A 13,834-nucleotide genomic window follows, 5' to 3' on the forward strand; every position below is an offset into this window, starting at 1 on the left:
TACAATGAAGAAGTTTAGTTATTTATTTATAGCCTTATTTAGTTTAAGTTTAATGACCACTAGTTGTAGAGAACAAAAATCTACAGGTGATAAAATTGAGGATGCTGTTGATGATACAGGAGATGCAATTGAAGATGCAGCAGATGACGTTGAAGATGCTGTAGACTAATTTTTGAACACATTCTAAATATATATGTAAAAAGCCATCATTTCGATGGCTTTTTATATATTTATAAAGTAAACAAATCTCTATTGTAACTCCCTTTTTATTTAAGCATGACACATTCAATTCCAAAAGAAACTTTTACATTTTTTAAAAAATTAGAAAAAAATAATAATCGCGACTGGTTTAATGAACACAAACCAGAGTTTAAAGCTATAGAGTCTAAACTTAAAGCATCTTTTAATCATTTAGGTGAATTAATGAATACGCACGATCAGATTGAAAAGATCAAAATCTTCAGAATTTACAGAGATGTAAGATTTTCTAAGAATAAATTACCTTATAAAACCCATTTCGGAGGGTCTTTTACAAGAAAAAAACCAGAATTAAGAGGTGGGTACTATGTACACATTCAGCCTAATAACGAGTCATTTATTGCCGCTGGGTTTTGGGATCCTAGTAAAGAGGATTTATTGCGTATTAGAAAAGAATTTGAAATGGACGATACTGAAATACGTGCAATTTTAAACGATAAAACTTTTAAATCAACTTGGGGAGACTTTACAGGAGAAGCGTTAAAAACAGCGCCTAAAGGATTTGATAAAACACATGCTGCCATAGATTTAATTCGACGCAAACAGTTTATTGTGATTAGAAAGTTTACTGATAAAGATGTTTTAGCAGAAGAGTTTCTAGCTAACGTGAATACCGCTTTTAAAAACGTAAGACCGTTTTTCGATTATATGAGCGATGTGCTCACCACCAATCTTAACGGAGAATCGTTATTGTAAACTAAAAGTGACGTACAGAATCTGTCTGCTCAAATAATTGAATGCTATGAATAAGGCGTTCCTTTACAATCGCCATCATCCGTTTATTTAATGCAGAAGAGTTTTTAATATACAACTCATATTCGTCAACTGTAAATTGCCCAATAACCATACCCTTCAAAGAATTTCTGAATTTAATATCCTTTTGTATGGCGTTAGAAATGTATTTTAATTGACCTTCTAAAGTTAGTGTGTAAAACACATTTTTATGCTTTTTAATGTAGTTTTTAAATACAGCAATAAATAAATCGTGTTGTAACTTAATTATTGGTCGTAAGGTTTTGTTCTGAAAAGCTTCATCAGCACCTGTCGTTTGGTGAACTTTTGCTGATAAAATTTGAGGTCTAATAGAGAGTAGGTTATCCAATCGTGTTGACATATATCATGATTTAAGGATTAATTCGTTATTAAAATTACGGAAATAGGTGGCGTTTCAAATGTCATAGTCATTATGTTGTTAACGGTCTTATTAACATTTCGTATGTCAATATTTAAAAATCGAATGCCATAGCAACGTAATTAAGCGAAGTATACTTTACTTTTGAACTCATAATATTCACGACAATTAATAAGTAGTTATGTTGCGTATGTCTTAAGGACAAATTAACTAAAAACTGCTTTTGATTATAAAAATTAGATATATGAGATTTCACACAAGAAAATGGGTTAAACCCGAAGATTTAAATCCTAATGGTTCTTTATTTGGAGGACAACTTTTAGCATGGATAGATGAAGAAGCTGCATTATACACTATAATTCAGTTCGAAAATTCTAAAATCGTAACTAAGTTTATTTCTGAAATAAATTTTATGAGTTCTGCTGTTCAAGGTGATATTGTAGAGCTAGGAATTGATGTCATTAAATTTGGAAAAACTTCGCTCACCTTAAAATGTGAAGCCAGAAATAAAATGACTAGAGAGACTATTTTAACTGTAGACAATATTGTAATGGTTAATTTAGGGCCAGATGGAAAACCTGCACCGCACGGAAAAACCCAAATTGAGTTTGTTAAAGATAGATTGTAAGCAGACTACACGTTGTTGCTTAAAGCCAACTCATAGATTTCTAAATCAAAATATTTGACAGAAGCGAGTATATGGTCAAAGATGTCCCCTAATATGTATTCGTAATTCTGCCAACGTTGATCACTACTAAATGCATAAATTTCCATAGGGATTCCTTGCGGAGTTGGTTCTAATTGGCGTACCATTAAGGTCATGTCTTTATTAATAGCAGAATGGTTTTCAATATACGTTTGAAGGTATTTTCTAAATACACCAAAATTGGTAAGGTTTCTACCATTAATTAAAACGGACTTATCAATGTTCTTTTGACTATTGTAAGTATTGATTTCCGTACTACGTGTTTTAATATATTCTGAAATTAATTGAATTTTTCCGAAGCGTTCAATATCCTCATTATTAAGAAATTTAATGGTAGAGGTCTTAACAATAACCGAACGTTTAATGCGGCGTCCACCAGAATCCATCATGCCTCTCCAGTTCTTAAATGAATCTGAAATTAGAGCGTATGTAGGAATTGTAGTAATCGTCTTATCCCAATTCTGTACTTTTACGGTTGCCAAATTTATTTCAGTAACATCACCATCTGCACCATATTTTTCAAAAGTTATCCAGTCTCCAATTCGTACCATATCATTTATAGATACTTGAATACTAGCAACAAATCCTAAGATTGTATCTTTAAAAATCAAAATAATAACTGCGGAAGCCGCCCCTAATGTGGTGGCAAACTTTATAAAGGAAACTCCTGTTATAATCGCCAAAATTGAAAATATCCCCAAGAGCCAAGCAAAAATCATAAAGACTTGTACATAGCTATCAATAGGCTTGTCTTTATAATTAGGTAAAGTTTTAAGGTAATCTTTAATAGAGCTTAAAAAACTTCTAATAATTTGAAGGGTGAGTACAATGGTGATAATGACCAAAGTTTTTTCGATAATAATATTGGCAGTTTCAAAATCCGAAAATACTTCTGGTACAAACTCAATGAGTATTAATAACGGAATAATGTGTGCAATATTTCTCGGTAATTTGTTAGTGATTAAAATGTTGTCAAAATCTGTTTTGGTGCGCTTTGCGACACTCGATGAAAAACGCCATAAAAGTCTTTTAGTAACATAATCAACAATAAAAGCAATTAAAACTAAGGCTAAAAGAAGCCCAAACATATTGAGGTATATGGCAGTATCTTCAGAAATACCTTGTTCTACTAAAAAATCGAATAACGTATGTTTAATGTTTAGCACGGCCAGATTTTGTTAAGTATTTTTTATCCACGTAAAAGGTTCCAAAAGGAATTATAGAGGCTAATAAAACAATCCAGAATGTTCGCGTTGGCCATTTCATATCAGAGCTTATCAATACAGCAATCACCACGTATGCCATGAATAAAATTCCATGTGGCATACCTAATAATCCTACATATTGAGGGTCTTTGTACATGTATTTTATTGGTGTGGCTATAAAAAGTAATAAGATGTAAGAAACACCTTCTAACAACGCTACAACTCTAAAGACTGGTAATAATTTTAGCATAACATTAAATTTCCTGTAAAAATACTTTAGAATTAATGAATAAGAGAAGATTTTAACAGCTTTTAAGAAATTGAGATAAACTTAAATTCTATTAATTATATTTAACGGCATATTCAATCGATTATATTATATTTTATGAGAAAAATCCTAGTATCAACCCTTGGTTTATTCGTCTTGTTATCCTGTGCTACTGCGCAATCTGTAGGTAAGAAGACAGAAGCTAAAGGATCGGCAGCTTCCAAATCACAAGTTTCTAAAAAAGCTAATAAAAAAATTAAAGACTATGATAAAGTCATTACTAAAGATGCCGTGACCGATGATGGTTTATTTAAGGTACATGTTATAGGTGAAAAGTATTATTTTGAAATCCCAATGAAACATCTCAATAGAGATATGTTATTGGTGAGTAGATTTGCAAAATTACCTTCAAATTTAGGTGGTGGTTATGTTAATGCTGGTACAAAAACCAATACACGCATGATTAATTGGGAACGGTTTAAGGATAAAATTCTGATTAAAGAAATTACCTCGAGTGCCGTAGCCACAGACAGTTTGCCTATTAATATTTCTGTAAAATCTAATAATTACGAACCTACACTATATGCATTTGATATAGCTGCTTTTTCTAAAGATTCTTCTGCTGTGGTTATTGATGTTACTAATTTTTACGGCTCAGATGTCAAAGCTATTAGCGGCTTAGGGTCACGATTAAGATCTGCTTATAAAGTAAAAAATCTTGATAAATCGAGAAGCTTTATTAATACTGTTAAAAGTTTTCCAGAGAATATTGAAGTCATCCAAGATTTTACTTACAATGCAGCAAAACCGCCTGTAAATACTGGAGACGAAACAATTAGTGTGCAAATGAATCAATCGATGATTTTATTACCCGAAACACCTATGCAACCACGACTTTTTGATAAGCGTGTGGGTTGGTTTACTTTAAGTAAATACGATTATAGTAGTGAAGCCTTAAAATCAGATAGAAAAACGTATTTGAGACGTTGGAGGTTGGTGCCAAAAGATATTGAAGCATATAATAGGGGAGAGTTGGTAGAGCCTGTAAAACCTATTGTATATTATTTAGATCCGGCAACTCCTATGAAGTTTCGATCGTACATGAAAGAAGGAATTGAACTTTGGCAGAAAGCCTTTGAGGCCGCTGGATTTAAAAATGCGATTATAGCTAAAGATCCTCCAACTAAAGCAGAAGATCCAGATTTTAGTCCTGAAGATATTAGGTACTCAGTTGTAAGATATGTAGCAAGTACCACAAGAAATGCAACGGGTCCAAGTGTTTCGGACCCTCGAAGTGGTGAAATTATTGAAAGTGATATCATTTGGTATCATAACCATTTGCGCTCGTATCGCAATCGCTATTTGTTAGAAACTGGCGCAGCAAACCCGTCTGCAAGAACGCTAAATACACCAGAACAGGATATCGGCGAAATGATGAAAATGGTGATAGCACATGAGGTGGGGCACACATTAGGTTTGCCACACAATATGAGTGCGAGTTATGCATATGATGTTGAGAATTATAGAGATGGAGACTTTACACAACAATACGGTATTGCTGCGACCATTATGGATTATGCACGATATAATTATATAGCACAGCCAGGTGATGAAAATATTAGATTTGTGAGACAATTAGGACCTTATGACGCGTATGCAATTAACTACGGTTACCGATATATTGATTCTGCTAAAACAGCACAAGATGAAAAAGAAATTTTAGAGGGTTGGATTTTAGAAAAGGCAGAAAATCCAATCTATAAATTTTCAGGACGTGGAAACTATGATCCTACAGCACAAACCGAAGATATTGGGAATAATAGTATTAAAGCCAGTACTTATGGGCTGAAAAACTTAAAAATAGTCGCTAAAAATTTACCAAAATGGACGAGTGATCAAACTGATAATTACGAAGATTTAGAGGAACTTTACGGAGAATTGCTAAGCGTCTGGAGCCGCTATATAGGTCATGTTGTAACACACATTGGTGGAGTGGTAGAGGATACGAAGAACCCATCTCAAGAAGGAGCCGTTTATAATCCTGTTGCTAGAGATGATCAAAAAGCGGCATTGCATTGGTTGCAAAATAATGCTTTTAAAACACCAATTTGGCTAATTGATAAATCGATACTTCAGAATATTAATTACGCAGGTTATACCGATAGAATTAGAGGTTTGCAGGCTAGACATTTAAATAACTTATTAAGTTTTGAACGCCTGGGTAGAATCATTGATCATAATGCTATAGATACTAAAAACTATGCTGCGCTAGACTTTTTAAGAGATCTACGAAGAGGCATTTGGTCTGAGGCCAATTCAGGAACAAATGTTTCTATTTATCGACGTAATTTACAACGTGTTTATTTAGAAGCGATGTTTCAATTAATGACCGAAGATTTAGATAAAAATCGCAGTCGTCAATACTTTAATGTCAATCAATCCGATATCAGAGCTTTAGTGAGAGGAGAGTTAAATAGGGTAAAGGAGCTGCTTATATCTGCATCAAAAAGTTCTATAAATACAGAAACTAAATACCATTATCTCGATGCTGTTGAGCGTATAAATGTTATTTTAGACCCGAAATAAGAATTTTAATACATGAAAAAAATAATATTATTAATTGTACTGTTTAGTTTTTCCGTGCCAACGCTTATAACAGCGCAATCAAAAACGAGCCAAAAGGAACTATTTGCTAATACGTATCATAACTCAAAAAATGCTGTAAAATCGCAACATTATCAATTTGTAGCAGATGTGATACATAATAGTCAAGAAAGAGAAGTGTTAAATGGTGAACACAATCAATTTAAAGTATATAAGTTACAAGTTGTAGGGCAACTACACGATTTTTCAAAACATAAAGTTGTTCATGTTATTAAGGATGATCAAAGTAAAATCGATACCTCATTTAACGACGAAACACAACTAATTTCAATTGATATCCTTGCCACAGACTATGATATAAAAATTGAAATAAAACCGAATGGTAAAGCTTTTTTAACGTTAAATGGCCACGATGGTTCAAAATTATCTTATACAGGACGCATAAATAAATTATAAGATAATGTCCTTTTATTAGTAAAACTTTTACAGTAAAGGAAAGCGAATTTTGTACTTTAAAAAGGGAAATAAGCTATAAATTTTCGGCACAAACGACTTAAACTTAAGCTTGGAGTATTTTTAGTCAGCGTTTGTAAGCATTATAATTTAATATGTGGTATAGAAATTGTATCTTTGTAATCAGTTTATTGAAGATATACTACTCAAATAACATTATTCTTAAAGTTATTGTACTAGATTTTAATACTATTCATTGTTAAGTAGATTAACTTGTTTGCATTATGCATATTTTCAAAAGCACATACACATATTAATTTTTAAAACTACGAATGGCTAAATCACAACAGACTTTTAGTAAAAGTGAAAAAGAAAAAAAACGATTAAAAAAACGAGAGGATAAGCGTAAGAAAATGGAAGCGCGTAAACTCCAGAAAGAAGAAAACGGATCCGAAGGTATCCCAATTGCTTATGTAGATCACAATGGTAATTTAACAGATACTCCACCAGATCCGACGATGAAAGTGAAGGTAAAAGCTGAGAATATTGTTCTTGGTGTACCGACCAAAGAAGAGTCAGACGAAGAACCGTTTGATCCTATTAGAAATGGTAAAGTGTCTTTTTATGACAACTCAAAAGGTTTCGGTTTTATTATTGATACTGAAACAAATGAAAAACATTTTACACACGTCAGTGGTATTATAGACGAAATTGCAGAAAATGACAAAGTCACTTTCGAATTAGAGAAAGGGCAACGTGGAATGAATGCAGTGAGAGTTAAGCAAGCTAAATAATTTAATTTAAAAATTTTTTAAAAGCCATTGTAGTTTTACTATAGTGGTTTTTTTTTATGATGCAATTCTATATTTGAAATGATTTAAGTTTTTTTAATCCACGCTATAGAGGGATTGGGGATCGTAAGTGCTTAAACATTCAAGGTAACCATTGTAGATATTTTTATATATATTCACATTTCATTTTTTTAAGTTACTATGCACCCCAAAATCAAAGAATTTTCGGAAAGAAAAATTATTGGAATAACCACAACGATTATAAGAGATGAACAGCATAAAATTAGGACGCTATGGCAACAATTTATGCCACGAAAACATGAAATTCAGTCCCTGACTTCACAAGAGTTAATCGCAATGCAAATTTTTCGCTTAAATGAAAATGGTACTCCTAGAGAAGCATTTGAAATTTGGGCATGTGCGGAAGTTATGGATTTTGATAACATTCCAAATCATATGAAAGTTTATACTATTATAAGTGGAACTTATGCAATGTTCCCACATAAAGGTATGGATGCAGGTTCTACTTATGAAAAGATTATGAGCGAATGGTTGCCAACTTCTGGCTATGAAATAGATCATAGACCACATTTTCAAGTTATGGGAGAAAAATATAAAAATGGGTGTACAGATTCTGAAGAGGATTTTTATGTTCCCGTGCGATTAATTAAAAATTAACCCTAAAATCGCACCCACTTTTATAATTGCTACAGCCAAAAGCAGTTTTTCCTTTTAAAATTTTACCTGTTTTACATTTAGGGCAAGTGTCACCAGCAGCAACAGGTTTTACTTTAGATTTTTTTGGTTCTAGTTTAAGTTTAAAGTTATCATCAAAACGCAAAAGACCTTCCAAAGTTTGACCGTTAATTTTAAATCCTTTTAAATTCACGGTAGAGCCTTTACTTAATAAACGTTTATACTGATTTTCAGAAATCTTTTTGTCTCCAAATGTAAACGGTAACGTAAAATCACAAGAAGTACCATATAGATTGCAACCATAAGCCGATTTTCCTTTTAAAAGTTGTCCTGTTTTACATTTAGGACAAGGACCACCTACTAAAGCTGTGGATTTCTTTTTCGATTTCGATTTTGATTTCGATTTTCCTACGGGTTTGTTATTAACTGCAGAAATTCGGGTTTGTACTTTTTCGCTACGAACTTCATATACCAAGGCATCTACCATGCGTTTCATACCTTTAATAAAAGTACTTGCGCTAAATTCACCTTTTTCAATATCCTTTAATTGTTTTTCCCAAGATCCTGTGAGTTCTGCAGATTTTAGCAACTCATTTTGTATCGTATCGATCAGTTGTATTCCAGTAATCGTTGGTAAAATCTGTTTTTTATTACGTTTAATGTATTTACGTCTAAACAGTGTTTCAATAATATTGGCACGTGTAGATGGACGACCAATACCGTTTTCTTTCATTAAATCTCGTAGCTCTTCGTCTTCTACTTGCTTACCTGCAGTCTCCATGGCACGCAATAGCGAGGCTTCAGTATATTGATTCGGTGGTTTGGTTTGTTTTTCTAAAAATGAAGGCTCATGTGGGCCTTTTTCGCCTTTTACAAAAGTAGGTAGTAATTTGTCTTTACTTGATGCTGATGGTGAAGCGTCTTGTTTTTCAAAAACAACACGCCAACCTTTAGATAGAATCTCCTTTCCTGTGGTTTTAAAATTAACCTCTGCTGCTTTACCGATTACTGTAGTGTTAGAGACTTTACAGTCGTCATAAAATACTGCAATAAACCGTTTTACAATAATGTCGTAAACTTGCTGCTCATTATACTGTAGATGTGTTTGCATTCCGGTAGGAATGATAGCATGGTGATCTGTTACTTTTTTATCATTAAAAACACGAGACGATTTCTTTATCTTTTGGTTTAAAAGTGGTGTTGTAAGGCTCGAATAATCAGTGAGTTTAGATAGTATACTTTTTACTTTTGGATACACGTCATTTGGTAAAAAAGTGGTGTCTACTCTAGGGTAAGTTACCGCTTTTTTCTCGTATAATTTTTGGGCTATTTTTAAAGTGTCATCTGCCGAAAATCCAAATTTTGTATTACAGTAAACTTGTAGTCCGGTTAAATCAAATAGCTTCGGAGCATATTCGGTACCTTTCTTTTTGGTGATAGAAACAATTTCAAATGTATCCTCTTTCACTTTATGCGCTAAGCGTTCTCCATCTTCCATTTTTAGAAACCTACCGTCTTCATAACTAAAAAGGGTGTCTCTATACAGTGTTTGTAATTCCCAATAGGGTTGTGGTTTAAAGTTTTCTATTTCTTTAAAACGATTTACTAACATAGCAAGCGTAGGTGTTTGTACGCGTCCTACGGAAAGTACTTGTTTATAGCCACCATGTTTTACGGTGTAAAGTCGTGTTGCATTAATACCTAAAAGCCAATCTCCAATAGATCTCGAAAAGCCGGCATAATAAAGGTTATCGTAATCTTCAGCAGGTTTTAAATTTTTAAAGCCTTCCTTAATGGCTTCTGTAGTTAAAGACGATATCCAAAGCCGTTCTACCTTTCCTTTGTAGTTCGCTTTGTTAATCACCCAACGCTGAATCAACTCTCCTTCTTGTCCTGCATCACCACAGTTAATCACTACATCTGCTTTATCAAATAAACTTTTTACAATTTTAAATTGCTTTTTAATCCCATCATTATTGGCCACTTTCACTTCAAACTTTTCAGGAAGCATAGGTAAGTTGTTTAAATCCCAACTTTTCCAATATGGTTTATAGTCAGCAGGCTCGTATAAAGTGCAAAGATGTCCAAAGGTGTACGTTACGGCATAGCCATTGCCTTCAAAGTAACCATCACGCTTTGTGGTGGCTCCTAATACAGAGGCAATTTCTCTGGCAACACTTGGTTTTTCGGCAATACAAACTTTCAACTGTAGTAAATTTAATGTCTGCGAAAATACAGAAATTTATAAATGAAAAGCGTATTTTTTAGGGTTCTAATACTAATTTCTGACCAATTTTTAGTGGTGAGGATTTGTTTATCGCATTGGTTTTGCATAGTCTAGAAATAGACATATTATTTTGTCTTGAAATGCCATAAAGTGTATCTCCTTTTTTTACCACATACATTCTCGGTTTTTTAGCTAAACTCAATAATGCGGCTTCATCAGCAGATTTAATTACTTTAACCTTGCTGACTCTTCTCGAATTATGAAATCTAGCATGCGTCCATTTTTGAGTTACCCAAACCTGTTGGGATCTAATGGCATTTTTAGACGAAAAATCAAATAAGTATTCAGGGTGAATTTGCTCTCCTTTATAACTGAGTTCTAAGTGTAAATGACTACCTCTAGAATTTCCGGTATTGCCACCTTTTCCTATATACTGCCCTCGGACTAATGTATCATTAACTTTGACACCAATGTGAGATAAATGCGCATATGTAGATTCTAAACCATTGTAATGTCTTACAACTACGGCATTTCCAAAACCGCTGGTATATCTGGCAAAACGGACAATACCATCGAGTATAGTAGAAACACTGTCTCCTGTAACCAAATCAATATCAATACCATTGTGAGGTCTTCCACGTCGCCAACCATAGCGCGAAGTAATGACCTTAGTATGTGGTACAGGAGACGCAAAAGTGGTGTCGGTAAAATTTAATTCTACAGGAAATTTTTGAAACGTATCGATATAAGGATTGTGAACCGTAGTATCCCAATGATCGGCTTTAATATCAATAGCTAATGCTTTTTTTCTAATTAATGGTATCTCTACAGTTTCAACAAGAATGGCTCCGTTGAATTTATAAGATTGTAATTCAATTTTTAACGAATTTGATAGTGAGTCGTTTTGTGCAATACCTAATAATGAAGCACAACAAAAGACGATACTAATAAAAATGTATTTCATAGAGGGAAAACGTAATCTAACTGGCTTTTGAAACGCGAATATAGGATAAATATTGTTTGTTCGTGGTAATCTAAGCCAAACCAATCCTAGTCTTATTTTAAGATAGCATAATGAAATGGATTAGGATGCTATGTAAATGAGTTAATCTCTTGCACTTAGTTCTTTTACATTTGAATAATTGCAACAAGGGATTTATTGCATAATTAAGATAATACAAAGCGTTTAGTTTTACGGTTTGGTTAGGTTGAAAAAGCATCAATTGAATTGATGCTTTTTTTGTGTAGCAAAGTGTTGTAAATTAAGATAACTTATCTTTTTAAAACATTAGAAATCATAAAATTGACAGCTATTCAGCCAATATATATGGAATAACTATGTTTAGCTAAACGTTTATGTTTAAGTTGTCAGGTGATTTTATTGTTATTTCTATTTTATACATAAAAATCATACCGTGCACTTTGTCGAATAAATATGTTTTTTATGGATTATTTTATTTTATTTGTGGTCTATTAAAACTAAAAATCTACTTATGAAACAAAAATTATTTTACATTTTTTTTATGTTTTGGAGCCTAATCGCTTTCCAAGACATGCACGCACAAACCATGCAAGCTGGTGATATTGCCGTTATTGGTTTAAATGCCGACGGTTACGATATTATCAGCTTTATAGCCTTTGCAGATTTACCGGCAGGTGAAAAACTGTATATGACAGACGAAGGTTGGGATACTACAACCTGGGGTAACCCTTTTGAGGGACACATCTCTTGGACAATACCGGCAGGGGGAATATCTTGTGGAACAATTGTATCCATAGACCTCAATAACTTAACTATTTCGGGAGCAGGTGGAACTATAAGTACAGAAATAGCAGGGTTAAATATATCTATCTCAGGAGATCAGATATTATTTTATCAGGGGTCTTCAGCAAGACCTGCTAATCCTACCTTTATAACAGGTATACATACAGATTATAATGCTTCTAAGGTAGACCCAAGTACAGGATGGAGTAATGATGTAGACTCTGGTTCTGCAGAAAGTGTTCTGCCAACAGGTTTAACTAATGCTGTTAATGCTGTAGCATTATATGATGCTGTAGAGTATGACAATGCTAAATATGTTGGTACATTAACAGGAGATTATGATGCTTTAAGAACTAATATTTATAATAAAATTAATTGGGTCTTCCATAATACGATGCCATATGCTATAGGCCCTGCTGATTATAGTACACCAAACGTTACATGTGCAAGTGCATGTACAATGACTGCTTCTATTTCAGCACAAACTAATGTTGCATGTAACGGCGGAGCTACAGGCTCTCTAACTGTTAGTCCGGTAAATGGAACCGCACCATATACCTATTTATGGGATGACGGTTCTGCCCAAACTACAGCTACGGCTACAGGTCTTTCAGCAGGTACGTACGAAGTAACAGTAATTGATATTAATGGGTGTATAGCAACTGCTAGTGCTACAATTACGCAGCCTACTAGTGTTCTATCAGCTAGTGGAGTAGCAACTCATGTTAGTTGTAATGGCGGCAGCAATGGTACAGTTGATTTAACAGTAACAGGAGGTACAGCACCATACACCTATGCATGGAGTAACACCGCTACTACAGAAGATATGGTAGGCTTAATGGCTGGTACTTATAATGTAACAGTAACCGATGCAAACGGATGTACAGCGACGATTTCAGTAACAGTAACACAACCGGCAGCAATATCAGCTAGTGGAGTAGCAACTCATGTTAATTGTAATGGCGGCAGCAATGGTACAGTTGATTTAACAGTAACAGGAGGTACAGCACCATATACTTATGCATGGAGTAACACCGCTACTACAGAAGATATGGTAGGCTTAATGTCTGGTACATACAATGTAACAGTAACCGATGCAAACGGATGTACAGCAACGACTTCAGTAACAGTATCACAACCGGCAGCAATATCAGCTAGTGGAGTAGCAACTCATGTCAGTTGTAATGGAGGTAGTAACGGTACTGTTGATTTAACAGTAGTTGGCGGAACAGCACCATACACTTACGCGTGGAGCAATACAGCCACTACAGAAGATATGGTAGGCTTAATTTCTGGTACTTACAGTGTAACGGTAACAGACGCAAACGGATGTACAGCTACAACTTCTGCAACAGTAATAGAACCTACCGCTCTAGTAGCCTCAAGTGTAGTGGATTCTAATGCAAGTTGCAATGGAGGTTCAGACGGATCAGCTACAACAAGCGCCACAGGTGGAACAGCACCATATACGTATGCATGGAGTAATGGAGCAACTACAGCAAGTATAGTAGGAGTTGTAGCCGGAACTTATAATGTAACCATCACTGATGCTAATGGATGTACAGATACATCAAGTGTAACGATTACAGAGCCAGCAGCTTTAGTCGCTTCAAGTGTAGTGGATTCTAATGTAAGCTGTAATGGAGGTTCAGACGGATCAGCTACAGCAAGCGCTACAGGTGGAACAGCACCATATACGTATGCATGGAGTAATGGAGCCACTACAGCA

General features: G+C 34.2%; 12 protein-coding genes and 1 pseudogene. 8 read left to right on the top strand and 5 right to left on the bottom strand.

What is annotated here, in order from left to right:
* Positions 1-4: 4 nt before the first annotated feature.
* Positions 5-169 (top strand): hypothetical protein, encoded by a 165-nt coding sequence (locus C8N41_RS17000; protein ID WP_170137132.1) that lies wholly within the window; start codon positions 5-7, stop codon positions 167-169.
* Between the two features lie 107 nt (positions 170-276).
* On the top strand, positions 277-954 hold the full coding sequence (locus C8N41_RS13960; protein ID WP_115839722.1) for a DUF2461 domain-containing protein: 678 nt from the start codon (positions 277-279) through the stop codon (positions 952-954).
* Position 955: 1 nt separating this feature from the next.
* Here the strand turns inward: C8N41_RS13960 and C8N41_RS13965 are convergent, their stop codons facing one another.
* Positions 956-1,372, bottom strand: coding sequence for a glyoxalase (locus tag C8N41_RS13965; RefSeq protein ID WP_092443050.1), 417 nt, complete (start codon positions 1,370-1,372; stop codon positions 956-958).
* Positions 1,373-1,634: 262 nt separating this feature from the next.
* Between C8N41_RS13965 and C8N41_RS13970 the strand changes: the two genes are divergently transcribed.
* Positions 1,635-2,018, top strand: a complete 384-nt coding sequence (locus tag C8N41_RS13970; RefSeq protein ID WP_092443048.1) for an acyl-CoA thioesterase — start codon at positions 1,635-1,637, stop codon at positions 2,016-2,018.
* Positions 2,019-2,023: 5 nt separating this feature from the next.
* On the opposite strand, the gene C8N41_RS13975 is transcribed toward C8N41_RS13970, so the two are convergent.
* On the bottom strand, positions 2,024-3,262 hold the full coding sequence (locus tag C8N41_RS13975) for a mechanosensitive ion channel family protein (protein ID WP_092443047.1): 1,239 nt from the start codon (positions 3,260-3,262) through the stop codon (positions 2,024-2,026).
* Entirely contained in the window at positions 3,249-3,551 is a 303-nt protein-coding gene (locus C8N41_RS13980; protein WP_092443045.1) for a DUF3817 domain-containing protein, read from the bottom strand. Before C8N41_RS13980 ends, C8N41_RS13975 begins: the two co-directional genes overlap by 14 nt.
* Positions 3,552-3,686: 135 nt before the next feature.
* On the opposite strand from C8N41_RS13980, the gene C8N41_RS13985 reads away from it, so the two are divergent.
* The 4 genes from C8N41_RS13985 (at position 3,687) to C8N41_RS14000 (ending at position 8,095) form a co-directional block, all read left to right on the top strand.
* A complete protein-coding gene (locus C8N41_RS13985; RefSeq protein WP_115839723.1) occupies positions 3,687-6,155 on the top strand; it encodes a zinc-dependent metalloprotease in 2,469 nt (822 codons plus the stop codon).
* A gap of 12 nt (positions 6,156-6,167) precedes the next feature.
* Entirely contained in the window at positions 6,168-6,629 is a 462-nt protein-coding gene (locus C8N41_RS13990) for a DUF4251 domain-containing protein (RefSeq protein WP_115839724.1), read from the top strand.
* Between the two features lie 329 nt (positions 6,630-6,958).
* Positions 6,959-7,420, top strand: a complete 462-nt coding sequence (locus C8N41_RS17175; RefSeq protein ID WP_092443040.1) for a cold-shock protein — start codon at positions 6,959-6,961, stop codon at positions 7,418-7,420.
* A gap of 198 nt (positions 7,421-7,618) precedes the next feature.
* Positions 7,619-8,095 carry a GyrI-like domain-containing protein gene (locus C8N41_RS14000; protein ID WP_115839725.1) on the top strand — a complete coding sequence of 159 codons (477 nt, stop codon included), beginning with the start codon at positions 7,619-7,621 and terminating at the stop codon, positions 8,093-8,095.
* Here the strand turns inward: C8N41_RS14000 and C8N41_RS14005 are convergent.
* Both C8N41_RS14005 and C8N41_RS14010 read right to left on the bottom strand, forming a co-directional pair.
* Entirely contained in the window at positions 8,085-10,319 is a 2,235-nt protein-coding gene (locus tag C8N41_RS14005; protein WP_115839726.1) for a type IA DNA topoisomerase, read from the bottom strand. The genes C8N41_RS14000 and C8N41_RS14005 overlap by 11 nt on opposite strands.
* Positions 10,320-10,377: 58 nt before the next feature.
* On the bottom strand, positions 10,378-11,304 hold the full coding sequence (locus tag C8N41_RS14010; protein ID WP_092443034.1) for a peptidoglycan DD-metalloendopeptidase family protein: 927 nt from the start codon (positions 11,302-11,304) through the stop codon (positions 10,378-10,380).
* Between the two features lie 529 nt (positions 11,305-11,833).
* Here C8N41_RS14010 and C8N41_RS17005 point away from each other — a divergent pair.
* Positions 11,834-13,834, top strand: a pseudogene (locus tag C8N41_RS17005) (hypothetical protein); the annotation flags it as partial.

This window comes from Winogradskyella sediminis (genome assembly GCF_003387355.1).
Taxonomy (GTDB): Bacteria; Bacteroidota; Bacteroidia; order Flavobacteriales; family Flavobacteriaceae; genus Winogradskyella; species Winogradskyella sediminis.

Coding starts and splice junctions, on each gene's coding strand:
- C8N41_RS17000 (WP_170137132.1), top strand. CDS start 5: ATGAAGAAGTTTAGTTATTTATTTATAGCCTTATTTAGTTTAAGTTTA.
- C8N41_RS13960 (WP_115839722.1), top strand. CDS start 277: ATGACACATTCAATTCCAAAAGAAACTTTTACATTTTTTAAAAAATTA.
- C8N41_RS13965 (WP_092443050.1), bottom strand. CDS start 1,372: ATGTCAACACGATTGGATAACCTACTCTCTATTAGACCTCAAATTTTA.
- C8N41_RS13970 (WP_092443048.1), top strand. CDS start 1,635: ATGAGATTTCACACAAGAAAATGGGTTAAACCCGAAGATTTAAATCCT.
- C8N41_RS13980 (WP_092443045.1), bottom strand. CDS start 3,551: ATGCTAAAATTATTACCAGTCTTTAGAGTTGTAGCGTTGTTAGAAGGT.
- C8N41_RS13985 (WP_115839723.1), top strand. CDS start 3,687: ATGAGAAAAATCCTAGTATCAACCCTTGGTTTATTCGTCTTGTTATCC.
- C8N41_RS13990 (WP_115839724.1), top strand. CDS start 6,168: ATGAAAAAAATAATATTATTAATTGTACTGTTTAGTTTTTCCGTGCCA.
- C8N41_RS17175 (WP_092443040.1), top strand. CDS start 6,959: ATGGCTAAATCACAACAGACTTTTAGTAAAAGTGAAAAAGAAAAAAAA.
- C8N41_RS14000 (WP_115839725.1), top strand. CDS start 7,619: ATGCACCCCAAAATCAAAGAATTTTCGGAAAGAAAAATTATTGGAATA.
- C8N41_RS14010 (WP_092443034.1), bottom strand. CDS start 11,304: ATGAAATACATTTTTATTAGTATCGTCTTTTGTTGTGCTTCATTATTA.